This is a genomic window from Mesorhizobium kowhaii (genome assembly GCF_003253745.1).
In the GTDB taxonomy this organism is placed as follows: domain Bacteria; phylum Pseudomonadota; class Alphaproteobacteria; order Rhizobiales; family Rhizobiaceae; genus Mesorhizobium; species Mesorhizobium kowhaii.
The window spans coordinates 44461-71143 of record NZ_MZXV01000026.1; the positions used below are offsets into that span (position 1 = coordinate 44461).

Genomic DNA, 26683 nt, shown 5'->3' on the forward strand with positions numbered 1-26683 from the left:
CCCTGGCTTTGGCAACTTTCGTGCAGGTTGATCCGGTCTCCCTGGTGACCCAGGGGTCGATTTCATCTGAAGCGCTGGCGCGCGTCGGCCATCCTCTTACGCCCCGCAGCGTGGCGGGTGTCGGGCGACGCACGACGCGCCGAACGGTCCGTAGAACGATCCGCAGAACAAGCGTCTACGTAGCCAGGCTTCCTGCCGGTTGCGTCAGAACCTCCGTCAACGGAACGTCAGTCTGGCATTGCGGCGGGAGATACTACCAACACGCGGGCTCCCGGTACGTGGTCGTCCAGGTCAACTGACATCAGTCTGTGACCTGCGACGAGCAACGATAAATCGGGAGGAAACCGAAATGACGATACTCTACAGACAGGGTCTCATCGCAGCCGCAGTCGTCGGCGCGCTGAGCCTCACGAGCACGCAGGCGCAGGACAAGACGCCGGGATACAACACGAAAATTCCGGAAAAGATCATGACCCCCGACAAGGTGGAGACCAGCATTGGCACGCTGAATTTCTTTGACGGACTGCCCTCCGAAGCGACTTCCCAGAAGGTGTACGACTACCTCGACACGGCGCGCGGCGTGGACACATTTCTCAAAGGCATTCCCGCCACATCGTTGGAGGGGATGCGCCTGGGATGGATGGAACTCGGCGGCAAGACGTCCAATCACGTGCTCATCTTCGACAAGCTCGCCGACTCCAATCCGCTGTTCCTCACCGCCAACACCGAGACCGTCTACGCCCTTGGGTTTCTCGACCTGAAAACCGATGGGCCAACGGTCGTGGTGGTGCCGCCCAAGGTCGGCCCGGGCACCGTGGACGATGCCTACTTCCGCTTCATCATCAATATGGGCGGTCCGGGTCCGGATCGCGGTGCGGGCGGCAAGTATCTGATCCTGCCGCCGGACTACTCGGGTGAGATCAAACCCACCAAGGGCGACGAGCAAGCCGAGGTCGATGGCGAGAAGTATTTCGTCGCCAAATCGCCCAGCTATGTGGACCTGATCGTCCTGCGCGGTTTCCTTGTGGATGGAAAGCCTGATGCCGCCACGGCGTCGTTCAAGGGTGGCCTGAAAATCTATCCGCTGGCGCAGGCCGGCAACCCACCCGTCATGGAGTTCATCAGCGCATCCGGCAAGGCCTTCAACACCATCCATGCGAACAACTATGAGTTCTACGAAGAACTCCATACCGTGATCGAGCGCGAACCGGTGGAGATGCCGGACGCTGAATTGCGCGGACTGTTCGCCTCCATCGGCATCGAGAAAGGCAAGCCCTTCGCTCCGGACGCGCGGATGAAGAAGATCCTCACCGACGCGGTGGCCATTGGCAACGCATCAGCCAGGGCCATCGCCTTCCAGCCGCGCATGGAAGGCGCTCCTATCCATCCGGGAAGCAAGTGGAACACGACGTTTGTCGGCGGCACCTATGATTGGCTCAATGATGACAAGGGAAGCCGCAACAGCGATGCCCGCACGCTGTTCTTCTACCAGGCCACGATCAACACGCCGGCCATGGTGGCAAAGATGATTGGTGTCGGGTCTCAATATGTTTTCGCGGCCAGGGACAGCGCTGGCGCCTACCTCGACGGCGCCAAGGACTACAAGTTGAACATCCCCGCCAATGCGCCAGCGAAGGACTTCTGGTCCATCGTCGTCTACGACCCCCAGACGCGCTCCGAACTGCAGACGTCGCAGCCGTTCCCCAGCAAGAACAACAAGCGCGACAAGCTGATTACCAACGCAGACGGCTCGGTGGACCTCTATTTCGGTCCCAAGGCTCCGGCCGGCAAGGAGGCGAACTGGACTGAAACGGTGCCGGGCAAAGCCTGGTTCACGTATTTGCGTCTCTACGGCCCGCTCGAACCCTGGTTCGACAAGACCTGGAGCCCGGGCGAGATCGAGCTCGTGAAGTGAGCACAGAAGGAATTCAGTCATGAACATCATCCGCAAACAAGCCCTTCTTGCTGCCGTACTCACCGGCGTGCTCACGATCACGAGTGCATACGCCGAGGATGCGGCTCCCGGTGCGCCGAAGTCCCTGCCGGGCGGCTTGCTCAAGGGCTATTTGCCTAGGGAAGCGCTCCCCAACAGTCTGGTGCTGCTTCCCCCGCCTCCGCCGGCAGGATCGGCCGCATTTGCCCTTGACGAAGACGTCGCGCGCAAGAGCGTTGCTCTGCGCGGAACCCCGCGGTGGACACAGGCGGAAGTGGATGCCGATCTGAGCTTTCCGAAGGCGGCCGCCATATTCTCCTGCGCCCTCAAGGCTCCCATAACGGAAGAGCGTACGCCGCATCTGTACGTGCTGCTACGCCGCTCGCTGACCGACGTCGGTCTCTCAACCTATGCCGCCAAGGATCACTACCATCGCACTCGTCCGTTCATGGAAAACAAAGAACCCATTTGCACCCCCGCCCAACAGGCCGATATCGAAAAGGACGGCTCGTATCCGTCGGGCCACGCGGCGGTTGGCTGGGGATGGGCCCTGATCCTGAGCGAGATCGCGCCGGAACAAACCGATTCCATTCTCGCGCGCGGCGCGGCGTATGGAGACAGCCGCAGCGTCTGCAACGTCCATTGGCACAGCGACATCGTTGAGGGCCAGGCCATGGCGGCCGGCGTCGTGGCGCGCCTCCATGCCGAGCCCGCATTCCGTGCTGACTTGGAGGCCGCAAAGTCCGAACTGGCGGCCATTCGCGCAGACAATGTCACACCCGCAAGCGATTGCGCCGAAGAGGCTGCGGCCCTGACGCCACCCGAAAGCGTGGACACTACACTGACCGCCCGCGCTCAAACGGACATACCTAAGTCCACTATTACACCCGATTCCGTCGAGACGCGGGTTGGCACGCTGGATTTCAAGGATGGCATGCCGAGCAAGGCTACGCTGGACAAAGTCTACGAAAACCTCGACTTCGTGCACGCGTTTGACGCGTTCATGAATACCTATCAGGGCGTCAACATATTCGACATGCGCAAAGGCTTGCTCGAAGCGGGAGTCAAGGACAACGAAATCATCATCTTCTCCGAGCTGATGGACGCGAAGTCGCTGTACCTGACGGCCAATTCAGACACGATCTACTTCCACGGCTTCATCGACCTGAGTAAGGGGCCGATGGTGTTCGAAGCGCCACCCGGATCGCTTGGGTTGATCGACGACATGTGGTTTCGCTGGGTGATCGATTTCGGCGGCCCTGGACCGGACCGCGGCGAAGGCGGGAAATACTTGATCCTTCCGCCCGGTTACGACGGGCCAGTGCCCGAAGGCGGGTTCTATGTCGCTCGTTCCAAGACCAACCACGTACTCGCCTTTGGCCGGAGCTTCATGCAGAACAGCGACCCCAAGCCCGTGGTCGACCTGATCAGGCGAACGGCCAAGATCTATCCCTATACGCCCGGCGGAGCGGGCACGAGCATTGCCGAATTTCTGACCGGCAACGGCACACTCGCAGCCGCGCCTCAACTGGCGCCCCAAGTCTTTCATGAAGGCACCGGCAAATCGATTGACACCATTCCGCCAAGCGACTTCAGCTACTACGAGCTGCTTAATGAGCTCGTGCAGCAGGAGCCGGCCACGTCGCTCGACGCCGAGTTGATGGGACCGATCGCCGCGATCGGCATCGTGAAAGGCAAACCATTCGCCCCGAACACGCGAATGAAGAAAACCCTCAGCGATGCGGTTGCCTTGGCGAACGCCACCGCTCGCAGCCTGGCGATGAACCCGCGCGACCCGGGTGCCTACTACTATCCCGGCAAGTCGTGGTTCAATCCGCTCTTCGTCGGCGGCGCCGACTTCGAAACACCCGCGGCACAGATCACGCCCGAGGGCGCCAAACCGTATCCTCGAACCGGATATCGCACGCTCGATGCCCGCACGAGCTTCTTCTACTTCGCCACCGGCAACACACCGGCGATGGTCATGAATCTCACCGGCATCGGCTCCCAGTACCTCATGGTCACCGCAGATGCGAACAAGGACTACTTCGATGGCAGCAAGGCCTACAGGGTGACGTTGCCGAAGGGCATTCCGCAGGAGCGGTTCTGGTCGTTCACGGTCTACGACAACCAGACGCGCTCGTTCCTGGACACGCCGCAACGCTACCCACGGGCCGGTGACCAGAGCTATCCGTCTCCCGCCGCGGAACCGGACGCCGACGGCTCGACGACGGTTTACTTTTCCCCGACACAGCCAACCGCCGTCAAACGTGGCAACTGGATCCAGACCGATCCCAAGAGAGGCTGGTTCACCATCCTGCGTCTTTACAGTCCGACGCAGGCGTTCTTCGACAAGACGTGGCAGCCCAGTGAGGTCGAGCTGGTGAAGTAGCTGCCGGCAAATGCGGCTGGAAGAAAAGTGTAGTTGAAAATCAACGATTCTAGGGAGGAGATCAGAACCATGGCCAACAAACTCAAACCAAGCCTCATCGCCGCAGCATTCGCGGGCACATTTCATTTATCGGCGGTGGCAGTATCGGCACAGGAGAATCTGGATCGGACGGTGCTGCCTATTGCGGAGCCCACCCCACCGACCTACGGCGAACTTGACGCGCGTAATGCCAAGGCACCGCCACGGTTCGAGGTGAAGGCGCCCCAGGGAGCACCCAATGTCGTGATCGTGCTCATCGATGACATAGGTTTCGGCGGACCAAGTACGTTCGGCGGTCCTATCCACACGCCAACCATGGACGAGCTTGCCAAGTCTGGCCTCAGCTTCAACAATTTTCATACTACCGCGCTGTGTTCGCCGACACGCATCGCGCTCAAGTCGGGCCGAAATCATCACACCGCCAACGCAGGTTCGATCATGGAGAGCTCGACGGCGTTCCCCGGTAACACCGGCCAGATTCCCAACAGCATCGCGCCTTTGGCGGAAATGCTGCGGCTCAACGGCTACAGCACCGGTGCCTTCGGCAAGTGGCACGAAACCGCCGCCTGGGAGACCAGCGTGTCAGGCCCCTTTGACCGCTGGCCTACCCACCAGGGTTTCGACAAGTTCTATGGATTCATCGGCGGTGAAACCGACCAATGGTACCCGCTCATCTACGACGGCGTGATCAAGGTCGATCCTCCGAAAATGAAGGACTACCACTTCACCATCGACATGACGAACCAGGCCATCAACTGGGTGAAGGCGCAGCAGTCAATGACGCCGGACAAGCCGTTCTTCGTCTACTACGCAACCGGGGCAGTGCACGCGCCGCACCATGTTCCGAAGGAATGGGCCGACAAGTACAAAGGCCAGTTCGACAAGGGCTGGGACGAGGTTCGAAAAGAGACGGTCGAACGACAGAAGAAGCTCGGCGTAATCCCCGCCAACACCAGCTTGACCGACAGGCCAGCCGAGATCCAGGCGTGGGACACGCTACCGGCGGACAATCGGCGTCTCTTCGCGCGCCAGGCCGAGGTGTTTGCAGGATTCCTCGAGCAAACCGATCACGAGATCGGTCGTTTTGAAAAAGCGTTGGACGACATAGGTGAATTGGACAACACCCTCTTCATCTACATTGCCGGTGACAATGGCACGAGCGCCGAGGGTGGGTTCGTCGGCATGTACAACGAGATGACCTATTTCAACGGCGTGGCGGAGAAGGTGGAGGACCTGATCCCGCTAATCGACAAGTGGGGCGGCCCGGAAACCTTCCCGCACATGGCCGCCGGCTGGGCGGTGGCTTTCGACGCACCCTTCAAGTGGACCAAGCAGGTGGCCTCCGACTTCGGCGGCACTCGCAACGGCATGGTCATTCGTTGGCCGAACGGTATCAAGGACAAGGGCGGCCTGCGCACTCAGTTCTCGCACGTCATCGACATTGCTCCCACGATTTTGGAGGCGGCCGGTTTGCCGGAGCCCAAGATCGTCAACGGCACGGTGCAGACGCCGATCGAAGGCACCAGTCTGGTCTACACCTTCAACGATGCCACGGCGGCGGAGCGGCACACGACGCAGTATTTCGAGATGTTCGGCAATCGGGCAATCTACCGCGATGGCTGGATTGCCCGAACCATCCACCGGGCGCCATGGCAGACGAGCAACCTGCCGCCGCTGACTTCGGATGTGTGGGAACTCTATGACGCAAGGAATGATTTCAGTCTCACAAAGAACCTGGCCGCAGAGCAGCCCGAAAAGCTGAAGGAGATGCAGGCTCTGTTCATGGAGGAGGCGCAGAAGTACCACGTGCTGCCGATCGATGACCGAACCATCGATCGCATGAATCCAACCCTCGCGGGCCGGCCTGATCTCCTGGGTGACCGGACTTCCCTCACCCTCTACGACGGGATGCAGGGCATGCTCGAGAACAGCTTCATGAACGTGAAGAACCGGTCGAGCAAGATCACAGCCGAACTCGATATTCCAGAGGGTGGCGCCAATGGCGCGATCCTGTCACAAGGCGGGCGCTTTGGCGGCTGGTCGGTGTTCATGAAGGACGGCAAACCGGCCTACACCTACAACTTCCTCGGGCTGTCGCGTTACACCGTCGCCGCAGCGGAGGCCTTACCAGCCGGTCCCGCAACGGTCACCCTCGACTTCGTCTATGACGGCGGTGGACTGGGTAAAGGTGGCAAGGCGACGCTCTATGTGAATGGAAAATCGGTCGGCGAGGGACGGGTCGAGAAGACCCAGCCCAACATCTTCTCGGCGGACGAGACTGCTGACGTCGGCATCGACAATCAGACACCGGTTGCAGAGGGTATCGGCATCGGTCCGGAGACCCGCTTTAGCGGCAAGATCGACAAGATCACGCTCGACGTGAGTAAGTAGGAGGCGCGGACCCCGGCGATAGAAGTTCATCGATGGCCCGAAGCTTGGCCGCTGAAGATGCAGTTCGTGCACACCGCCCTCCGATTGGAAGGGCGGTGTTTGCGGCTGTTGCAGGGCGGCTCTTCCACTGTCTGCTGCTGGCGTTCATGTTCGAACTTGCGGACTTCTCAGTTGCTAGCAACAAGGTTTTTGCCTCAGACACGCCAGGTTTCGTTGGCTCGGGTGCCTGCGCGGCGTGCCATCAAGATCAGGCTCGATCATGGTCCGACTCGCATCACGGATGGGCGCTTCGGCCGGCGACGGTGGAGAACGTCCTCGGCGATTTCAATGATGCCAACTTTACACTCAAGGGGCTGACCTCGCGCTTCAGCATCAGGGATGGCCGCTACTTCGTCGAGACCGATGGCGCCGACGGCAAGCCTGCGACGTTCGAAGTGAAATACACGGTCGGCGTCTCTCCCTTGCAGCAATATCTGGTCGAACTTGATGGAGGCCGTCTGCAACCGCTCGATCTTGCGTGGGACGTCGCGCAAAAAAGGTGGTTTCACCTCTACCCGGACACAGAGGTGAGCGCAGGAAACGGTCTGCATTGGACAGGTCCCTACAAGAACTGGCAGGCGCGATGCGCGGTTTGCCATCAGACCGACTTCCGCAAGAACTTCGATCCTGCATCGCACGGCTACAAGAGCCAATGGAGCGATCTCACCGTCGGCTGCGAAGCCTGCCACGGGCCGGGCAGCGCTCACGTGGCGTGGGCCGAGAAACGCACGACCGCCGCCCCCGACGAACAGCTTGATCCGCATGGCTGGATGCGACGCACGGGCATCTCAAAACAAGCCGTCGAGCAGGACATGTGCGGCCCATGTCATTCCCGCCGCGAAGCGCTAGGAGCGGACAGCACACTTCCTACCGGAGCGTTTGGCGATGGGTATCGGCTGTCGTATCTGGCAAACGGCAGTTACTTCGCCGACGGACAGCAGGAGGGCGAAGTCTATGTGCTTGGCTCGTTCCTGCAATCCAAGATGCACGAGAAAGGCGTCACCTGCACTAATTGCCACGACCCCCATTCCGGGCAATTGGTCGCCGAAGGCAATGCTGTTTGCACGCAATGCCACAACGAGGTTGGCAGGCCAGAATTCCCGACCTTGAAACGGGCCGTCTACGACGCTTCGTCGCATCATCACCATGTGCCCGGCACTCCCGGCTCGCAATGCGTGAGTTGTCACATGCCCGAACGCAACTACATGGTCGTCGACGCTCGCCGCGACCACTTCTTCCGCATTCCTGATCCGCTTCTGTCCGAGAAAGTGGGTTCGCCAAGCGCCTGTCTCTCCTGTCACACGGCAAAGTCGGCGCAATGGGCGGCAGACGCGATCGGCACCTGGTACCCCGAGCACAAGCCAGGCAAGACCGGTTACGGTGAAGCATTCGCCGCCGCGCGGCGCGACGGGCTGAATCAAGCTACGATCAGCGGTCTTGTCGAGGTCGCGAGCGACGCCAGCAAAACGGCGATTGTACGCGCCAGCGCAGTCGCCGAAATTGGCGACCAGGCGGATGCAGAGATTGCGTCCCGCCTCTTGCCACTCCTGTCGGACAATAGCGACCTCGTGAGGAGAGCTGCGGTGCAGCTTTGGCGCAACGCCCCCGAAGGCGAACGGGTGGCGGTGCTCCTACCCCTGCTGGATGACAAGATAGCGGCAGTTCGTCTGGCGGCTGCCCTCGAATTATCCATCGTCCAGATGGAAGGGTTGCCGGCCGAACAACGGAGCAAACTGCGCACCTCCCTTGAAAACCTCCGCGCATCAATGGCGGCCAGCGCCGATTTTCCTGAGGGACAGATGGCGATCGGCGGCTTGGCCATGGCGACCAGAAACTGGGATGCGGCAAAGGACGCATTTGCCGAGGCCGCCTTTTTCGATCCCCAGCTCGTCGACGCTTGGCTCTCTCGCGCTCGGATTTCATCCGCTCTTGGAGACGTGGCGGATGCCACATCGGTCCTTTCGACAGGCTATCAAAAGAACCCCGGCAATGCCGTCATCGCGCTCAATCTCGGCCAGTTGTTCATCCAACAAGGCAGGCTGGAGGAGGCCGAGACAACGCTGAAGACTGCGGTCGGGGCCACGCCTGATAACCAGGAACTTCGCATCACTCTCGCCATCGTTCTTCTGCACCGAGGCAATCTCGCTGACGCAAAACTTGAAATCGATGCGCTGCTGGCCGTGGCGCCGCAGAAATCCGATGTTCTGATGCTGCTCGGCTTGTGGGAGGTCGCTTCCGGGAATGTCGCGGGAGCGCGCAAAACTGTTCGCAAAATTCAGGGCTTGTATCCTGGCATCCAGTTTCCGGGGCCACTCGATGCGCTTTCGAGGATGCCCTGATGGAAAAAAGAGCTCGAACCGACCAAGGCTTTGGCGATGTGCCAGTCTTGCCGGCGCCATTTTCACACCATCAAGGGAGAAGTTGCCTGAAACTGATGTTGCTAGCTGCATTCTAACGGCGCCGAAGAAGATCGAGTAGCAATCGAGCGCAAGAAAGTGGGGAACAAAGCGCGAGGTCAAGTTTCTGGCCTTGGTTCGACAAGACTAGGCCGGAGAGATCGAACTGGTGAAATTGACCGCCGAGCAACGCTCCAGGATGAGCACGGCAGTGACGATCCACAAAAACGAACATTCATGCTCAAAGAACGGCAACCCAAAGGAAAGGCAATACCATGCGAAACTTCATGACACTCATCGCGGCAACGTCAGTAGCACTTTCGTCCGCGACGGCAGCCTACGCACAAACACAAAATCCGCTTCCCAAGGCCAGCGATGTGCTCGTCCGATACGGGGAGGACGTCGAGGGCTGGACAGTCTATACAAATCAAACCCGTGGAGATTGCTTGATCGTGCGCCAAGACGGGCCAAGTGCGGTGCAAATGGGCGTTACCGCAAATCAGGAAATCGGGTATCTCGGCGTGTTCACGAAGGTGGATATCGGCCTTAAGAACGGGACGACGTCGGACATCTTCGTCTCTTTGGACGGCCATCTCTACAAGGGTGTGGCGACCAGCACGAGTGGCGAACTCAAGGGCGGATATTCTGGCGGCTACATCCTGACCGACGACCCGAAGTTCAAGCGCGACGTGGCAAAAAAATACAAAATGACCGTGTTTCCGGAAACCAAGGGAACCTTTGTCGTCGACTTGAAGGGGACCTTCAAAGCAATGGCAGTGGGTCGCAAGTGTCTCAAGCACTGACCGCCGCCAAGAGACGATCGGGGAGCATCCGTATGCTTGGCGTCGCACCGGACTACGTTGTTGCCTTCGCCTACCCGACGTTCTGCCGCCAATGATTTTCGGCTTCGAAGAGTACCGGTTTCCTTAGGCGATAAACGTCTCGGCTGTACTGATGCCCATAGGACATCACGCCTAGCAGCCGGCTGACCCCCGGGCCGTCATAATCCTTTCGACGGTGCCCAAGGACAATTCGAGGTGGCGCTCGACGCCATCTCACCGACCGCTTAGGAATCCAAGAGCGCTCCATTGATTGAACGGCAGCTTTCAGGAAACGGCAATGCTAATCTATACGGCCGAGATAGGCGCAGAGCGGAATATGGGCCTCGCGCCGCTACGGTTGAGATTCAATCGCGGCTCAGCGCTCGCCGGAGTGCACCGAAGCGAATGCGATATTGCGCCGGCGTCAGCCCGACCTTGCGGCGGAAGAGACGCCCGAAAAAACTCGCATCCTCGTAGCCGACTTCATTCGCCACCGCTTCGACCGGGAGACCGCCCGTCTCCAGCATCTGCTTGGCCTGCTCGAGCCGGAGCGCGTGGATGTAGTCGATCGCCTTCATGTCCGTAGCCCTCGCGAAGCGGCGCACGAAGGAGCGCTCGGACAGGCCTGACAACTTGGTCATGGCCGTGACGGGCGACGGCGTCCGGTAGTTGAGTTCCGCCCATCTCTGGCACCGGTTGATCACCGCGTCGCTGGTCTGGCGAAAGCGCATCAGCGCGGCGAAGGGCTGCTGGCCCATGTCGTGCCACTGCAGCATGTAGACCTTGGCGACCTCCATCGCCTCCTTGAGGCCGACAAAGCGCGCGATGAGATAGAGGGCGAGATCCTGCCAGCTCGAGCCGCCCCCCGCCATGACCACCCGTTGCGCCTCGCCGGTCAGCACAAGCGACTGGTCCGGCCTCACCTTCACGCCGGGATAGTTGTTCGTGAGCGTCTCGACATAGCCCCAGTGAATGGTGGCCTCGCGATTGTCGAGTAGCCCGGCCTCGCCGAGCAGCACCGCGCCCGAGCATGCACTGGCCAGCATCGCGCCGTCGTCATGCGCGCGCTTCAGCCAGCGGGCCTCGGCATCATACTGCCCGGCGACGCTTTCGCCCGGATTGACGAAGAAATCGGGGATGCAGACGATGTCGGGGCGGGGGCAATCGGAGAGCGCGTGGTCCGGACGCACCCAGATGCCGTTTGCCGCGCGAAACGGGCTGCCGTCCCCGGCAACCACATAGGGCCGCATGCGCGGCGTGCCCGCGGCCCCGCTGGTGATGAACAGGAAATCCCTGCCGGGCGAGGAAAACAAGTCGAACATGCCGTAGATCGTGGAGGCGGTAGCCTCCGGAGCGGCAAGGATCGCTACATTCAATGGTGTGGTCTGTTCAATCATGGCAGAAATGACCGCCTTCCAGCATTTTCGACTTTAGCGGCCGTGCCCGCGCCGCGCTAGCGTGTGCGCGTGCGTGAAACGAGGAGACCGCCCCATGGCCGCCACCGCTACCATTGCATCATCGAGCATCGAAAGCTTCCGTTCCATCTTGCGCGGCGAGGTGCTGGAGCCGTCGCACCCTTCCTATGACGCGACTCGGGTCGTCTGGAACGGCATGATCGACCGCCGTCCCGCCCTCATCGCCCGCTGCCGGAATGCTGCGGATGTCGTGGCGTCGGTGAATTTTGCGCGCGAAAACGGGCTGGTGATCGCGATCCGCTCGGGCGGCCACAATGTTGCAGGCTACGCCGTCTGCGACGGCGGGCTGATGATCGACATGTCGCTTATGAAGGGCGTACAGGTCGCGCCCGACCTCGACCGTGCCTTCGTCGAGGGCGGCGCCACCTGGGCCGATGTCGATGCGGCCACCACCCCGCTTGGCCGCGCCACGCCGGGCGGTCTCATCTCGGCGACGGGCGTTGCCGGCCTGACGCTTTCTGGCGGCATTGGCTGGCTGCGCGGCAGCCACGGTCTCAGCGTCGACAATCTGCTGGCCGCCGATCTGGTGACCGCCGATGGCAGCCTCATCCATGCCGACGCGATGCAGAACCCGGATCTCTTTTGGGCGCTGCGCGGCGGCGGCGGCAATTTCGGCGTGGTGACGAGCTTCGAGTTCAAGCTGCACCCGATCGAGCCGGAGCTGATGTTGTGCGGTCCGACCTATCCCGAGGAGCGTGCCAACGAGATCATTCCGCTCTGGCGCGACTTCATGCAGACCGCACCCGATCGCCTAAGCGGCCTAGCGGAATTCTCCACGCTGCCGGACGATCCCTCGATCCCCGAGCATGCAAGGGGCCGGCGCGTCCTCGCGCTCGCGCATGTCTATGACGGACCGGCCGACGAGGGCGAGCGGGTCGTGGCGCCGTTGCGCAGCTTTGGGGAACCGCTCGTCGATTTCAGCGGCCGCATGGCATATTGCACCATCCAGTCGCTCTATGACGGCCTGTTCCCGAAAGGCCGCGACCACTGCTACTGGAAATCCACCTACCTCTCGCGCCTCGACGACGAGGTCATCGGGGAGATCACCGTGCGGATGGCGAAGCGGCCCTCCGAAATGACCTTCGCCTCGATCTGGAAGTTCGGCGGTTTCGTCCAGCGCGTTGCAGCCGATGCGACTGCCTTCGGCGACCGTTCCATGCCGTTCATGCTGAGCATTGATGCGATCTGGCCAGGCGCTGACGAGGACGATGCGAACATCGGCTGGGTTCGCAACTGCTGGCAGGACATGCAGCGCTACTCGACCGGCCGCCTCTATCTAAACTTCCCCGGCCATGGCGAAGGAGCGGATCTCGTGCGCGACGCCTTCGGAGCCGAGGCTTACGCGCGGCTCGCCAAGATCAAGCACAGATACGATCCGGACAATCTGTTCCGCCTCAACCAGAACATCCTGCCAATGCACTGACGCACAATCCAAATCGGGCGTACGGTGCGACTCTCGTTCGGCCGTGGTGGCTTTGATCGCGCTGAGTCGCGAGCGACGCCCGGCGTTGTCGCCGTGATGTCCGCTTTCAATCAGTGGCAGATCTGTCCCCAACGTCCGAGATCAGGCGCAAAGCCGTCATGAAAACGGCCGCATTGGCGGCTGATGTCGGCCGCGGACGCAACGTCTAACCACACCCACCCGCTGCAGGTGTGGCCTTAAGTCGCAAACTATTGGCTTCCGAAAGCACGGCCTCGGGCGTTCGGGTCTCCATTTCCCTCAACGACGCGCCGCGTAGGTTACGTGGGGCGCCGGCCTACCGCCCGGTCTCCTGGATCGGCGCGAAGAGCTCCGACACTGACAGTCAACCGTGCCCGCTTGTATCGTCGTCCATCGCGAGCTGAGCTCTTCGCGCGCTGGCGCTCCGAAAATTCGCAGAGCCAAAAGTCCAATCACCCCGATCCGTTGCTTGATGATCCCGCGAGCACAAACGGACACGCCGTGGCAGTCCCCGTCGTCTGGTTCGATGTCGTTCGGATCAATGAAGCGCTGGAGCAAAACACCGGCTCGGACCCTGCTGCGGCATTAAGTCCCCAGACGGCGAGCAAAAGATGAACCGCCCATAGAACCGGCGCGAGCAACGACGAGAGAACCGTTGCGGACCGCATTGTTAACCCCTCTCGTAGAACCTTAGGACGGTAGCGCCTTTCTATATTACGCATCAGCCGCCTGTAACGTGAGGCGAAGCCTCGATGGCCTAGGAATAGCTCGATCTCGTAACCGACTAACGCCACCGGTTGCCAGGTCTGTTTCCAGCTTGTTTCTAGCGCAACGCCACGCTGACGACTGTCTAGCCAGCACGTGCAACGCACGTCTTGCAGGGGCCCCACAACTCACCCCGGCCCCCGCCACCGACGAACGCCGGCGGCGTAGTGTCAGCCGCCTCAGACTTACCAGCGGCTGCCAAGCGGCGCGCGGCCTGCCGCCGGTCCAGCGCGATCGACGACGGACTCGGCGCTTTTGACCTCTGTCGGCTCGGCCACCCTGTCTACCGGCACCGAAGCCAACCTCGTTAACCGGGCGAGCGTTAGACTGACCTGCTTTGCAGTCCAAGCCCCTCCCCGCGGCGTTCGAATGCCCTGCTTCTCAAGTTCTACGGCAATTTGCCGAAGCGACTTTCCCGCCTGCTTAAGGGGTTGCACGATGCCCATAACGCGCCGCGCGTTATCGTCTGCAGTCTGCTTCAAGGCGGCGATCCGTCGGTCGAGGCTGCCTTCGCGATAGCCCCCCAACTTGACACCTCGTACCTTGGCGGCGGCAAGAGCGGCCTTGGTCCGCTCGCCGATGAACTTGCGCTCCTTCTCGGCGAGCGCGGCGAACAGATGCATCTGGAAAGGGTCGGCATTCGGCATGGTCGCGACTTTGATGTTAGCGTGCTTCATGGTCCTGGCGATGAACTCGACATCGCGGGAAAGCCGATCAAGCTTGGAAATCAGAAGCTCGGCGCCCTTTCGCCTTGCGAGGTCTAGCGCTCTCGCCAATTCAGGCCTGTTGTCGTCCTTGCCAGACAGGATATCGCAAAACTCGCCAACGATCTCCCAAGGCACCTGAGTGAACGCGTGCAGGAAGATGTCAATGTCGCGCCGCTGCGCTTCCAGCCCTAAGCCGCTGCGGCCCTGCTCTTGCGTGGATACTCGCCTGTAAATGACAAAACGCATCATAAACGCCCGTGTACTCAGCGGTGTGTAAAAAGTCAACGAAGGTTGCGCTTAACACACCCGTGACAGAAGCACTTTGGTGCGGTTCCGCTCGCCCTGCATCTGCAGCCATTGGAACATAGGCGAGCGCCCCGGCAATGGCGCTGAGACAAAAGCCATCCCGGCGGCGACCCGTGCTCGGAACTCGGTGGTTGGCGAACCCGAAATTGGCTCGCGTCGGGTCAATGGAGCCCGCACGATTGATCGAACGCCTTGGTCGGTCTCAGACACCGGGCGGGGCCGGTTCGTGCCTTTGCGGCCCGCCTGAGCGGCTTTGCGGCGGGGTCTCGAATGGAGCCTAAGGCTGGTTCGACCTTGCCCGTCTGGCTGCCTCGGAACGCCGGATGGCTTCAGCGATCCCGATTTCGTCCGGCGGCTGAGCATTGTTCGGTCGAGCGTCGGGTTCGTCCTGGCTGGGCTGTGTTGCGGACGTCGGCTTAAACCTCCGCTCCCACTCCTGCAGTGACATTTGCCGGTTCGGCTCGCGCAGCGGCTCGCGCAGTGGTTTGCGGAGCACCGTCGTCAGCAGCTCGGCCTTGTCCGTGATCAGGCCAGCGATCTTCGCTCTGCCCAGAGAGGCCTGAACGGCAGCCCCATATTGATTTGTCATCATGGCGCCGAGCCGAGCTTCATCGAGTTCGCGAAGGATCGCATCGACGGTGATCTCGTTTCGTTGGCTGGCCTTGGCCTGCAACTCGGCAACGCGTGCTTTCACCTCAGGATTTGTTAGGAGCTCGGAAGCACCTGCTCGCGCGGTCGCATCTGTCTTTGCGGCATAGCCTGCGGCCTTGTAGGCAGCAGTGGCGTTCATCGCCTTTGCCACAAGATTCTGGGCGAAGCGTTCTTGTCTCGTATTCAGCGGCATAGCGGTCGTTTATACCACAGCGCAAGAACCTCCACTAGCTGAGCTAGAGGCTATCGGCTTGCCAACGTCGCGGAACAAGTGCCGAGCAAAGAGAGTTCCGATTCTCCTATTGCTGCGATGGAGGAAATCCGCGCTCTGCCGCTCCCTCTGTGCCGATGTGACCAATAAGAATTCGGCCATCGTCGACCCACGTGATCGAAAGGCCGGCATCGGCAAGCTTCGGCGCGAGGTCCTTGAGCGCGGCCGAGAAAGTAATGAAGAGATCGTCATCGACTTCCGCAAGTGACGTCCATAACTGCTCCGAGGTGCCAATCCAATCGCGGCGCCCAGCCATCAACAGCCCAATGGCCTTCGCGATTGGCCCGCCGTATCGGAGCATGTTTGTGAACGCAGTGGGAAACACCTTCACCGAACCACCGGACACGGACTCTATCCATTCGATTTCGGCGTTGATCCAAGTCTTCAGCGGGAGCGGGTACTCGCCGAAGAGGTTGGTGTATTGATCGGCGATGACATTGTTATGAGGTGTCAGGACTGCCCAGCAACAAGTCACCGGCAAACCGGGCACGATTGGCTCCGCGGATCCGCCGCTGTCAATTTTCCATGCGACGACTGGCGTCTTCAGCACTTGCTGGCCGTCAAAATTGCCATCTGACAGTGGCAGGAGATAGATTAGGTCAAAGCCCGGCAAGGCCGGGACAATAGTCGTCTTCTCGGTCGACGTGCCATTGATCCTGAGATCTCCGAAGCCGATGTTGCGGCTGCGGATGAGCCCACGCAGCAGCTTGCGCGCCGCGTCCTCGCCAGACGTTTCGCCCGTGGGCAAGGCTGAATTGGCAAGGTGTTCCAGGTCCACACTTTCCTGAGCCTCGATTTCGGTCAGGATGGCGGCCTGACGTCGGATCAGATCATGAATGGGATTTGAGTTTCTGACTGTCATCGTTGCCTCCATATTTGCCCGGATCCGCCGGGTGTCGGTGCGACCGAGTCGCCGAAAGCGCGGTGCCAACGGCAAGTTGAACTGCACCATCCCTCCGCTCATCGAAGATGTCGGCATCGGTCAGTTTTTCTTTTTGTCCCTCGGACAGGGCGTTTGCCGAACTCATCCTGCCGTACTCGACTTTGCCGAAGCGGCTCGTATGCGGCAGGGGAGCCGTACCCTCCCCCACCCCTACGGGGTGAGGGTACGGCATCCCTTCCTCGCCTGCCTTGCTGCCGAGGGTTGCCGAACCATGCCGAACCCGGAGTGTGCGTCAGTTCGGCAGCGCATCGTCATCGCCTCCTTCGCTCCGGCCGGCCTCGTAGAACTCCTTCATCTCGCGTTGGTCCGTGCGGCGCTTGACGATGCTGATGGCCTTGTTGCGCAGCCATGTCGCAAGGATCGTCCTGACCTTGGCGCGCGCCCGGTTCTGTTCGGCTGCGCGCTCGGCTCGTCCGATATTACGTCCGACATCGAGGTCGAGGATGTCGGCGACGGCATAGCCACCCCAGTCCGGAGATTGTTCGCTGGCACGGTAATCATGGGTCGCGAAGGCCTGCTGGACGCGCTCAAGGTCGGCGACACTGACATCGTCGAAGGGCTTTGGTGGATCGGCCCTGACGAAACGCCCGTCGCGCCATCTCAAGCCGTAGGGCTGGCCCTTCGGTCCGTAGTTGATCTTCTTGACCTCCAGAATCCGTTGCGTCTCGTCGGCCTCACTGCCGTCGCCTGCAATAACGCGGCGCAGGTAGAGCCGTGACCTGACCGAATTGCTCCACGCCGTCGATCCCGACATGCCCGTCCCGGAACTCATGCCGGAGAGGCTTGGATGGCCGAGCAAGAGGATTGCACAATCGTGGTCGATCGCGAGCCCGCGCAAAAGTCCGACGAAATGCTTGACGAGAGACCGGTTGTTTTCGTTGCCGCTGAAAATATCGGCGAGGTTATCGAGAATAAGCAGCACGGGCTCGATTTCCCGGAGCTTGGCGTCCAACTGTTCGAACAGCCGGGTCGTTTTGAGCTTGCCGCCGGGCGCCTCATTGGCCAGCGTCGCATCCTGCCCGACCATGTAGACGATCTCCAGGTTGGCGGCATTGGCCAGGTCAATGTCGTCAGCGACGCTAATCTCGTACAGCCGATTGTGGATTTCCGTCCTGTCTTCCTCGGCTGACATGTAGACGACAGGGCCGCAGGCGACGGCAATTCCGAGCCATGTCGTTTCGGCGGCAATGGCAACGGCAAGCTGCAGGGCCAGCAGGCTCTTACCGGTCGAGCCGTCGCCCGAAAGCAGCGTAATGTTGCGGCAAGGGATCAAGCTTGCCCCGTCGACGAAGGCGCGCGGCGGCGGTGCGATACCGGCATAGATCGCGGCGCTGAACGAGGCGAGCGGCGGCAATGGTTCGCCTCGTAAGGGCAATGGTAGATTCCGCTCCGACCGCTTGCGCAGAGCGCGAAACGCTACGGCTGCCTCGGAAAAGGCTGCGGTATCTTCAATGCGCTCCGCTGGGGTGGTGTCGGGCGCCGGAGGGACGGTCTCGGACGGAGGCTCGTTGGGGCCGGCGTCCGCGTCCACAAGTTGTGAGAGTCGGATACGCTCCAGGGCTGCGAATATTGAAATAGGCTCGGCCTGGTCTGCCATCGCGCTTGCCCCGTATACGCCCTCATCGATGCCAACCGCAGCCGCGTGCGCCGTTGGGTCAACAGCAGAAATGAGCATTGGTGGTCCCCTGGTCAGGTTCCGCCGGCGCTATTTATGATGCACGGGCTTCGGCATCCGATGCGGGTCGTTCATGTGCATCCTGCCGACCATGGCCGCCGCATCCGCGCTCACTAGCGCCGGCGGGCCATGCTATGCGTAGAGCTTCTTCAGACGCTCGACCTCCGAGATAGGAAGCTTCTCGACGCCACCGAACTCGACGGTTTTCACCTCCCCGTTTTCGGCAGCGCGACGAAGCCGCTTTTCCGGAATTCCCGTTTCCCGGGCTGCATCGCGGATTGAAACGCCGCTGCGGCGCTCGCTCTCTTTTCCATCAGACATCGCCTGTCCTCCTCACCGAATTGCGGACAGACCATAGCTCGAAGACAACAATGATACAAGTTACGCCATGTTATTCCGCATCATGAAGTGACGTTGCATTTTGTTCCGTGACGCGGTAGGGAACGGGGTGCAACGAAATGGGACGCGTGGGAATGCCAGAACACTATCCGATCCATTTTACCGGTCGGCGATGGCCGGCCGTCCTGGCCACAAGTGTCTCGCATGTGCTTGTGCCTGTTGCCGGCGACCCGCAAGGCTACGAGACGGTATCGGTTTCGCGAGTCGAAGTCCGCGGCGACGGGCGCCGGTGGAGAACCACGAAGGCGCTCGGCCTCTGGAGAACGTTCAGCGAGATAGAAACTTCCGATCCAGCGCAGGTCATGGGTTTTGTCATGCGTTATGGTGATCCCAACCAGAAGCCCGACGACCTACCTCTTGAACAACCATCGCCGCCCGTACGCACGTTCTACAGCTACAAATGGGACGAACTTGCTGGCGTGCTGCGTCTGATCGGCGACTGCTGGCAGAAGGAGCCTGGCTGGGGACCCAGGGACGACGGCGCGGAAGAGGCCGGCGCCGATGGCGCGTGCCATGTGCGGGATGGCGAACCGTCCGAGCAGGTTCACCGTTTTATTCATAGCGACCTAGCCGGGTGGAAGCCTATAATCGGCCGTTTCGACAGCAGGACGGGTTTCCGTCTCGATGCTTCCAGCTTGGCCGACTTCATGGTCGCTAGCGCCGTGCAACACCTGTTCCGGCGGATGCCGCTCAAGCGTTGCGCGTTCTGCAGCCACTGGTTTGCCTTCGAACGAACGAACATGAAGACATGCAGCAACGCGTGCCGGAACGCACTGTCGCGGGATACCAGGAGCAACGACTAATGGCATCAGTCCGCAAGCTGAAGAAAAAGAACGGCGCGGTCTTTTATCAGGCCCTGTGGAGCGTTCGCGATCTCGATGGGACACGTCGTCAGCCTTCGAAGAGCTTCGCTACGATGAAAGAAGCAAAGGCCTTCGCCGCCCAAATGGCAAAGGAGGTCGAGGGGGCCGGTGTGCACGATCGCCGATATACCCTCGGCGAGTATTTGAAATACTGGGTAGACTGGGTGGATCGCACCGGCCAGAAAAGTCCCACGACGATCGACTTCTATCGACGCAGTTGCGATCACGTCGTCGAGTTCGCCGGCCGCATCGAATTGCGCAAGCTGGACGCGCGCATTCTCGATCAGGCCTATGCAGAACTACTTGAGCGTGGTGGGTGGTCGCACAAGCCCGGAAAGGATGGCGCCCCACGCCAGCGAGTGGCCTTGGCCGCGCGGACGGTCCACCATTGCCATCGTGTAATTTCGAATGCGCTCAAGCAGGCACGAAAGTGGAAACTGGTCGGTGAAAACGTCGCGACCGACGCATCGCCGCCCTCCCCGCAAAAGTCCAAGGCACGAAGCATGAGCGACGAAGAGGCAAGCCGGGTCTGGCATGCCGCCTTGAAGACGCAGACGCGCGCGAAAGGCTATCCTGGTCTCGACGCCGCCGTCATGCTTCTGCTTACTTGCGGGATCCGACGCTCTGAACTGCTGGGGCTTTGCTGGGATGCCGTCGACCTCGATGTGGCGACCATCGAAGTCCGGCAAACCCTTATTCAGAGCAACGCCGGTGTCGAACTTCGTGCTGCAACGAAGACCAAAAGCAGCGCGCGTCCGATATCGCTTCCACTCGCTGTTGTGGAGCGGCTGCGTCAGCACAAGGCGATGATCATGCGCCAGGCCTTGGCCTACGGCCGGGACTATCTACGCGATCCCTTCTTCGTGTTTCCGGAACATGGCGGCGCCATGCCGAACCCCCGCACTTGGACCGGACGGCTGCGCTCGATCATGAACAGCGCCGGTGTCAAGAGGATCCAACCTTGTCATGGCTGGCGACACACGATGGCGACAAGCATGATCCGCAATGGGGTCGACCTCAAAACCGTTTCGACCCGCCTCGGCCATTCGACCACCGCAATCACCAATGACCTTTATGTGCACCCAGAGGACGTGCGCGACCGGGCCGCCGCAGAAGTGATCGGGACACATTTCGAGGCGCTGACGAGGGGCTGAATTTATCACCAAAATATCACAGAACGTTCCGAAACACCGCGAAATAAGTTGAAACGACGTGGAACAGAACGGCACGAAATCACACTGATTGCGCCAATTTTTCAACGGGTTACCGGCACATTATAATACGACACGCAACGACAAGAAGCGCGTTGCGCCGGACTTGAAAACCGGCGTGGGTGCAAGCTCACCGTGGGTTCGAATCCCACTTCCTCCGCCAGATTTATCGCCTAACAGGCTGATTTTGTAAGGTATTTGTCGGCGCCATTTGCCTCCTTCCCAATGCGTTTCCCAAGGAAAATGCAACCGAAGGAGACTTTGATTATGCACCGCTTTTTTGACCAGACCGATAGCCAGGTCGTCGGTAGATTCTCCCGTCGCGCCCTATTTGTTGGCGCAATCGCGTCCGTTCCCGGCATAGCCGCGACTGCGGCTTCGGGCGCAGTTTCTCCCCTTCCCTCGTCGTCCGAACTGCCGGAAACGTCCTGCGCGCGCGTCAGGCGTCTCGCTGGGGAACTGTCGGACGCGATGAAGGAAGTTCACGGCGGGGAATGGCGGGTTCAGATCGATCATCAGGCCGGCTTTGCCCTCGTTGTGGGGTGGCCGTCATGAACGCGCATATCAGAACGTTGAAGCCCCTTGGGATGCCCAGGGGACGGAACCTCGCGAACGGCGCCAGTCGGTGCAGAAGCCCCTGAACAACCATCTGGACCGCGCCATGAGCCTGATCACAGCGCTCGACCTCATGGAAGCCGATTGCGACCTAGAAGACGGCGCAGACGCCGAGCCCTCGATAGGTGACGACGACCGGGAGCAGGACAACAGCGACTATGAGCCGGATAGCGACGGCGAGCCGACCATGGGCACCATCGAACGGCATCCAACGTCCCGGGAGAGCCCGTGGGGACGCAGCGGCGAGTTGACGGTCATGCACTACGGCAGCAACTCGCAAGAGGATTGGGCGGGCTCCCGCGCCTCGCTCCCGAGCCATGACGAATGCGAAGCCGAAAACGAGCATGGAGGCGACGTGCTCGACGAGCCGCATGACGACCGCGACGATGACGAGTGGGAGCTTGGCTGGACAGAGCACGTTGACCAGCGTCTCACCTGCAAGGTCGAGCAGAAGACATGGAACCACCCAGAAGGCGAGCCCGATCTAGGCTGGACCGGTCACGGGCGAGGATGCGGCCCGAACGAGCCGGCGGATGATCGCGAAGGCGACGACGAGCGGGAGTTCGATCCGGCAGAAGCTGGTTTCGCCGACGCAGATGCGGTCGCTGGCATGTATCCCTAAAATCGGGTCCGACGCCGACCCAACAAAGCCCGCTGCTCACGGTGGCGGGCTTTTTTCGTCAAGCACGCCCTTGCGGGGGCGAAGCTTGCGCATTTCTGTATTAGCGCCTGCGAATGGTTTATAATCGGCTGGACGACATCGGACGCCGCTCTCGGGGACCATTCGAGTGCATGCGGTCGGAACACGACACATGGCGGGGTTGGCAGGCGTGATAGCCACGGCTGCGGCGCTGGAGGATGGTTCAGCGTTAGCACACAGCCCTCAGCGAAGCTGGACTTATCCACCTGCCTGTTGTCATGGGGATCCGGTGACGGGAGAATGCGGTAAGATCCCCAGCACAACCGTGACACCGCGACCTGATGGCTACGTCATAATCTTGAAACCGGGCGACCACCACAGGGTCACCCACCAGGATCGATATTTCGTGCCCTATGACGAGGTAATTCCCTCTGGCGATGAAAACTTTCACATCTGCTTGCATCCGACGGAGGAAGACGAAAACTGCTTCTTTGCGCCGTCAGAAGCGATGTAGTCGGGTAGCCCCTAACGCTTCTTCACCTTCGGCGTGATCTCCTCGATCCGCACCTTGTCGCCAATCTCCTCGGCCGCCGCCAGCGCTTTGGCCTTGTCCTTGCTGGTCAGCACCGTGCGCCAATGCGGCTTCTCGAACACGCTGACGATGTAGGTTGTGGCCGGTTTGTCGGTCATCTCTTCCCCTGGGCACTCAAAGCCCGCGCCTCTGCCTTAACGTTTATTCAATACGCCTAATTTAGAATCTGATCATGCGCTTCTCCATTCTGCTTTTTGGCTGGGCGGCATTCTTCGGTTGGGACTTTGCTGCCAACGATGGCCAATTCACAATTGGCCTTGGTGCGCGATTTGCCCACCTAATCCATCTGTCGAGATTTATGTGAAGATTAGAGAAGAGCCGGCGCCAGGTTCCTTGGCAGCGGGCAGCGCGCGTTCCCGCCGGCCGCTGTCCTACACCGCCGAAAGCGTCCCGCGCGCCTTGGCGCCCGCCTGAGCCGGCGCCCCTTAATTGTGGTTGTCCAACAAGAGGGCAAGCTTTCTGGCTGCGGCGCTTTCTACAATCATCTCCTCCAGCCACATATCGCAGACGCGCGATTTGTTGACGCGACGCCTGATTACACGGAGCGCTTCAGATATCGAAACTGCGGTGGTCTTCGCATGATCATCCAGATATCGGCCGACTGCGATCACAGCATCTGCATCAATGTCTAATGGCAATTCGCGCATGGCACACCCTCCCGTAGCACCCGGACCACTATACAACTGCCAGCCGAAACACAGCATCATCAATAAGGAGGAAGCCCGAGCAGACTGAATTTCGTGCAAGGAAATTGCGCTTGGCCTACAGCGGCCACCATGCAAGCGCCAGCACGACGCCAGCGGCGATGGTGAATGCGAGCCAGGCGGTCACTTCCTCCGCCAAGTTTTTAAGCAAAACATTGATTATAAATCAGAAAAATGTTCGACGGCACAACCTGCCTACATGCTGTCTGTCGAAGCCATGTCCAGTCGTCACATGACGACTGGCACACTCCGGGCACTTACCTAAAGTAGTTCAGTTCGATGCCAAGAGAGATGCACCCATGCCAACAAAGCACGGCGGTACATACGGGATTTAAGCAAGAATTTTAGCTGGTTCTCAAGAACAGCGTTGAATACAGGTGTGACCATGACATAGAGTACAAATCTAGGGCTTGGGCATAGGATTTCGGAAACAAATATTCCGCAATTGACCTGTCGGCGCTATGCCGCGGAAAGCGATTGTATATTTTTGGAAGGTGGATGTGGCCGATCATGATGGCGACAGGCATGGGTGGTCGGTGCTGTCACCAAGCCGAGAATTTGGACGGCCGCTTGGTCAAAAACAGACCGGTCACGGAAAAGGCTCATGACTCGGAACCTCCTATACCTAGGAGCTATCGTGGTGGCATCCATTGTCGGACCTCAGCCAGTGCAATCCTATCCTCGAAATCCGCAGCGCCCGATGAATGCCAAAACCTGCGAGCAGGCGCTGGCGCGTCTGCACGAAGCACGTCTTGGAAGCCCAATCATTTCGGCAGCGGAAAATCAGGAAGTCCTTCGGAAGGCACTCGAAGTGGCAGAACGGCTATGCGGCAAGGACAAAGTGAACGACAGCAAATAAGGCAGTCGGACATGCGCAGGTTTTGAACCTCGCGGCCCATGATGGATATTAGGCGGCACGGCCGCGGGAAACGCAAAGGGGGAAGGCAATGCCAAACGTCACCGAAACAACCGATGCGGCAGCATCCACCGCCACGAGCTACACCCTGGCAGTCGGCCAGACAGCGACCGGCCATTTGTCTTCGGCCGGCGACCATGATTGGTACCGGGTCCATCTTGTGGCGGGTCAGACCTATACATTCGCAGAGGTTGGTGAAGGCGCACTCGGTGACAATGTCCGGGATACCTATTTGTCTCTCATGAACGCGGCCGGAACATTGATCACGGCCGACGATGACAGTGGCCCAGGCTACAATTCGACGATTACCTACACGGCCACGACCACGGGCGACTACTTCATCAATGCCGGCTCATCATTCGATTGGTATGCGGGGCAATATGGCGTTTCCGTGGTGAGCGGAACCCGGGCTGGCTATGACGAATTGATGGGGGCCGGCGCGATCCTGACGCCCGAAAGCAGTTGGGGCACAACAGCCGGACAACCGGCGACCGTGACATGGGCTGTGCGTACGACGGACGTCAATTGCGTGGACGCGTCAGGGTATGCTGCCCCCTTCAGCCAGTTGACTGCCGCGGAAGTCGCTGCCGTCCAGTCGGTGCTTGCCATGTATTCGTCTGTCTGCGGCCTGACTTTCACGCAAGTCAACCCCGGCGGCACCAGTGACTCCGCGACGATGCTGTTTGGAAACTACACCTCGGTACCAGACCCTGCAGGAGCTTACGCAGATTACCCGGGAACGACGGCGCCGGGCGACATTTCCGGAGACGTGCATTTGAACACCGACGCCGTCGACACGGGAAGTCTGCCGATCGGCTCCTACGACTATCAGGTGATCCTGCACGAAACAGGCCACGCGATCGGCCTGTCACATCCCGGCGATTACAACGCCGGACCTGGACAGGATATCACCTACGACGGCTTTGCCCAGTTCACCCAGGACAGCAACCAATACTCCGTGATGAGCTATTTTGACGAGACCAACACCGGGGCATCGGACTACAATGACTACCCTGACACGCTGATGTTGTATGACATTCTGGCTGTTCAGCAGCTCTACGGCGCCAATATGACGACGCGCACGGGCAACACCGTCTACGGTTTTGGTTCCAATGCAGGGAACGTGTACAACTTCGCCATAAACACCTCGCCGGCAATCTGCATTTGGGACGCCGGCGGTGTCGATACGCTGGATGCGTCCGGGTTCAGCCAAGCCCAAATCATCAATTTAGCGGCAGGCAGTTTCTCCAACATCGGCGGCCTTCACGGCAATGTTTCAATTGCCTTCGGGGCGACAATCGAGAATGCGAATGGCGGCTCGGGCGCGGATACACTGTTAGGCAATACCGGCAACAACGTGCTGGACGGCAGGGGCGGTGCCGACACGATGCGGGGCGGTCTCGGCAATGACAGCTACTATGTCGACAATGCCGGCGATATCGTCAGTGAAAGCGGCGCTAACGGCATCGATATCGTCAATGGCTATATCTCGATCAACCTCAGTGATGGCAACCACTTCACGGGCAATATCGAGAACGTCGCACTGCGCAGCGCGGCCTCGATCAACGCCACCGGCAACAGTCTGGCCAACGCGCTGAACGGCAATTCGGGCGTCAACACGTTGATCGGCCTGGGTGGCAACGACACGCTGGACGGCAAGGAACGCGCCGACACGATGAGCGGCGGCATCGGCAATGACACCTACTATGTCGACAATGCCGGCGACCACGTCATCGAAGTGAACGGCCAGGGCACCGACAATGTGCAGGCCTACGTCAGCTTCACCCTCTCCGGTCAGGAGCTGGAGAACCTGGCGCTGCGCACTGGCGCCTCGATCAACGGCACCGGCAACTCGATCGCCAACATCATCACCGGCAATTCCGGCAACAACATCATCGACGGCCTTCTCGGCGCCGATACGATGAGCGGGGCGCAAGGCAACGACACCTACTATGTCGACAATGCCGGCGACCATGTCGTCGAGCTCAACGGCCAGGGCACCGACAATGTGCAGGCCTATGTCTCCTTTAACCTCTCCGGCCAGGAGCTGGAAAACCTGGCGCTGCGCACCGGCGCCTCGATCAACGGCACCGGCAATTCCATTGCCAACACCATCACTGGCAACAGTGGCAACAACATCATCAACGGTCTCCTCGGCAACGACACGCTGAGCGGCAGCACCGGCCATGACAGTTTCGTCTTCACCACGGCGCTGAACGCCTCCACCAATGTCGACCGCATCACCGACTTCTCGGTGGTCGACGACACCATCCAGGTCGACAATGCGATTTTCGCAGCGCTTGGCGGCAACGGCACGCTGACGGCCGACCAGTTCGTCAAGAACACCACCGGCCTTGCCGGCGACGGCAACGATCACATCATCTACGAGACCGACACCGGCTTACATCTATATGACACACACGGAACTGACGATGTGAGATCCCCCTCACGCCCCCCCACGCCCGCCCACCCGTGGCCAACCCACGCCGACCTACACG

Annotated in this window: 19 protein-coding genes; 11 read left to right on the forward strand and 8 right to left on the reverse strand. The window is 60.3% G+C overall.

Translation table 11 applies throughout. The annotated features are described in order from the left end of the window. Nucleotides 1–349: 349 nt before the first annotated feature. The 5 genes from B5V02_RS10900 (at nt 350) to B5V02_RS10920 (ending at nt 9993) form a co-directional block, all read left to right on the forward strand. A complete protein-coding gene (locus B5V02_RS10900; RefSeq protein WP_111544218.1) occupies nt 350–1915 on the forward strand; it encodes a DUF1254 domain-containing protein in 1566 nt (521 codons plus the stop codon). 19 nt (nt 1916–1934) lie between these two features. Further along, a complete protein-coding gene (locus B5V02_RS41095) occupies nt 1935–4325 on the forward strand; it encodes a DUF1254 domain-containing protein (protein WP_111544219.1) in 2391 nt (796 codons plus the stop codon). A gap of 69 nt (nt 4326–4394) precedes the next feature. Further along, on the forward strand, nt 4395–6755 hold the full coding sequence (locus B5V02_RS10910; protein WP_111544220.1) for an arylsulfatase: 2361 nt from the start codon (nt 4395–4397) through the stop codon (nt 6753–6755). A 95-nt stretch (nt 6756–6850) separates the two neighbouring features. Beyond that, the gene (locus tag B5V02_RS10915) at nt 6851–9133 is read left to right on the forward strand and encodes a tetratricopeptide repeat protein (RefSeq protein ID WP_167458455.1); all 2283 of its coding nucleotides are present in this window, start codon (nt 6851–6853) and stop codon (nt 9131–9133) included. A 332-nt stretch (nt 9134–9465) separates the two neighbouring features. Next, nucleotides 9466–9993, forward strand: coding sequence for a hypothetical protein (locus B5V02_RS10920; RefSeq protein WP_111544222.1), 528 nt, complete (start codon nt 9466–9468; stop codon nt 9991–9993). 383 nt (nt 9994–10376) lie between these two features. Here B5V02_RS10920 and B5V02_RS10925 read toward each other — a convergent pair whose 3' ends face one another. Continuing rightward, nucleotides 10377–11408, reverse strand: a complete 1032-nt coding sequence (locus B5V02_RS10925; RefSeq protein ID WP_111544223.1) for a GlxA family transcriptional regulator — start codon at nt 11406–11408, stop codon at nt 10377–10379. 94 nt (nt 11409–11502) lie between these two features. Between B5V02_RS10925 and B5V02_RS10930 the strand changes: the two genes are divergently transcribed. Then, the gene (locus B5V02_RS10930) at nt 11503–12909 is read left to right on the forward strand and encodes an FAD-binding oxidoreductase (protein ID WP_111544224.1); all 1407 of its coding nucleotides are present in this window, start codon (nt 11503–11505) and stop codon (nt 12907–12909) included. A 968-nt stretch (nt 12910–13877) separates the two neighbouring features. Here B5V02_RS10930 and B5V02_RS10935 read toward each other — a convergent pair. The 5 genes from B5V02_RS10935 to B5V02_RS10955 form a co-directional block, all read right to left on the reverse strand. Beyond that, nucleotides 13878–14648, reverse strand: coding sequence for a recombinase family protein (locus tag B5V02_RS10935; RefSeq protein ID WP_111544225.1), 771 nt, complete (start codon nt 14646–14648; stop codon nt 13878–13880). 334 nt (nt 14649–14982) lie between these two features. Beyond that, nucleotides 14983–15549, reverse strand: coding sequence for a terminase small subunit (locus tag B5V02_RS10940; protein WP_111544226.1), 567 nt, complete (start codon nt 15547–15549; stop codon nt 14983–14985). Between the two features lie 106 nt (nt 15550–15655). Beyond that, nucleotides 15656–16579 (reverse strand): hypothetical protein, encoded by a 924-nt coding sequence (locus tag B5V02_RS10945; RefSeq protein ID WP_111544227.1) that lies wholly within the window; start codon nt 16577–16579, stop codon nt 15656–15658. 223 nt (nt 16580–16802) lie between these two features. Further along, a complete protein-coding gene (locus B5V02_RS10950) occupies nt 16803–17924 on the reverse strand; it encodes an AAA family ATPase (protein ID WP_167458457.1) in 1122 nt (373 codons plus the stop codon). 453 nt (nt 17925–18377) lie between these two features. Then, a complete protein-coding gene (locus B5V02_RS10955; protein WP_111544229.1) occupies nt 18378–18566 on the reverse strand; it encodes a hypothetical protein in 189 nt (62 codons plus the stop codon). A 152-nt stretch (nt 18567–18718) separates the two neighbouring features. Between B5V02_RS10955 and B5V02_RS10960 the strand changes: the two genes are divergently transcribed. The 3 genes from B5V02_RS10960 to B5V02_RS10980 all read left to right on the forward strand — a co-directional run bounded on the left by B5V02_RS10960 (nt 18719) and on the right by B5V02_RS10980 (nt 21955). Further along, on the forward strand, nt 18719–19447 hold the full coding sequence (locus B5V02_RS10960; protein WP_146606049.1) for a hypothetical protein: 729 nt from the start codon (nt 18719–18721) through the stop codon (nt 19445–19447). Then, on the forward strand, nt 19447–20661 hold the full coding sequence (locus B5V02_RS10965) for a tyrosine-type recombinase/integrase (protein ID WP_167458458.1): 1215 nt from the start codon (nt 19447–19449) through the stop codon (nt 20659–20661). Before B5V02_RS10960 ends, B5V02_RS10965 begins: the two co-directional genes overlap by 1 nt. A gap of 718 nt (nt 20662–21379) precedes the next feature. Further along, nucleotides 21380–21955: a hypothetical protein gene (locus B5V02_RS10980; RefSeq protein WP_146606051.1), complete on the forward strand. Its 576-nt coding sequence runs from the start codon at nt 21380–21382 to the stop codon at nt 21953–21955. A gap of 543 nt (nt 21956–22498) precedes the next feature. Here the strand turns inward: B5V02_RS10980 and B5V02_RS40555 are convergent. After that, nucleotides 22499–22663 carry a hypothetical protein gene (locus tag B5V02_RS40555; protein WP_167458459.1) on the reverse strand — a complete coding sequence of 55 codons (165 nt, stop codon included), beginning with the start codon at nt 22661–22663 and terminating at the stop codon, nt 22499–22501. Nucleotides 22664–22990: 327 nt separating this feature from the next. Beyond that, on the reverse strand, nt 22991–23212 hold the full coding sequence (locus B5V02_RS10985; RefSeq protein WP_146606052.1) for a hypothetical protein: 222 nt from the start codon (nt 23210–23212) through the stop codon (nt 22991–22993). Nucleotides 23213–23909: 697 nt separating this feature from the next. Here B5V02_RS10985 and B5V02_RS40065 point away from each other — a divergent pair. Together B5V02_RS40065 and B5V02_RS10990 are read left to right on the forward strand one after the other, a co-directional pair. Further along, the gene (locus B5V02_RS40065) at nt 23910–24128 is read left to right on the forward strand and encodes a hypothetical protein (RefSeq protein ID WP_146606053.1); all 219 of its coding nucleotides are present in this window, start codon (nt 23910–23912) and stop codon (nt 24126–24128) included. 88 nt (nt 24129–24216) lie between these two features. Further along, a partial coding sequence (locus tag B5V02_RS10990; protein WP_111544236.1) for a M10 family metallopeptidase C-terminal domain-containing protein occupies nt 24217–26683 on the forward strand: 2467 nt, incomplete at its 3' end.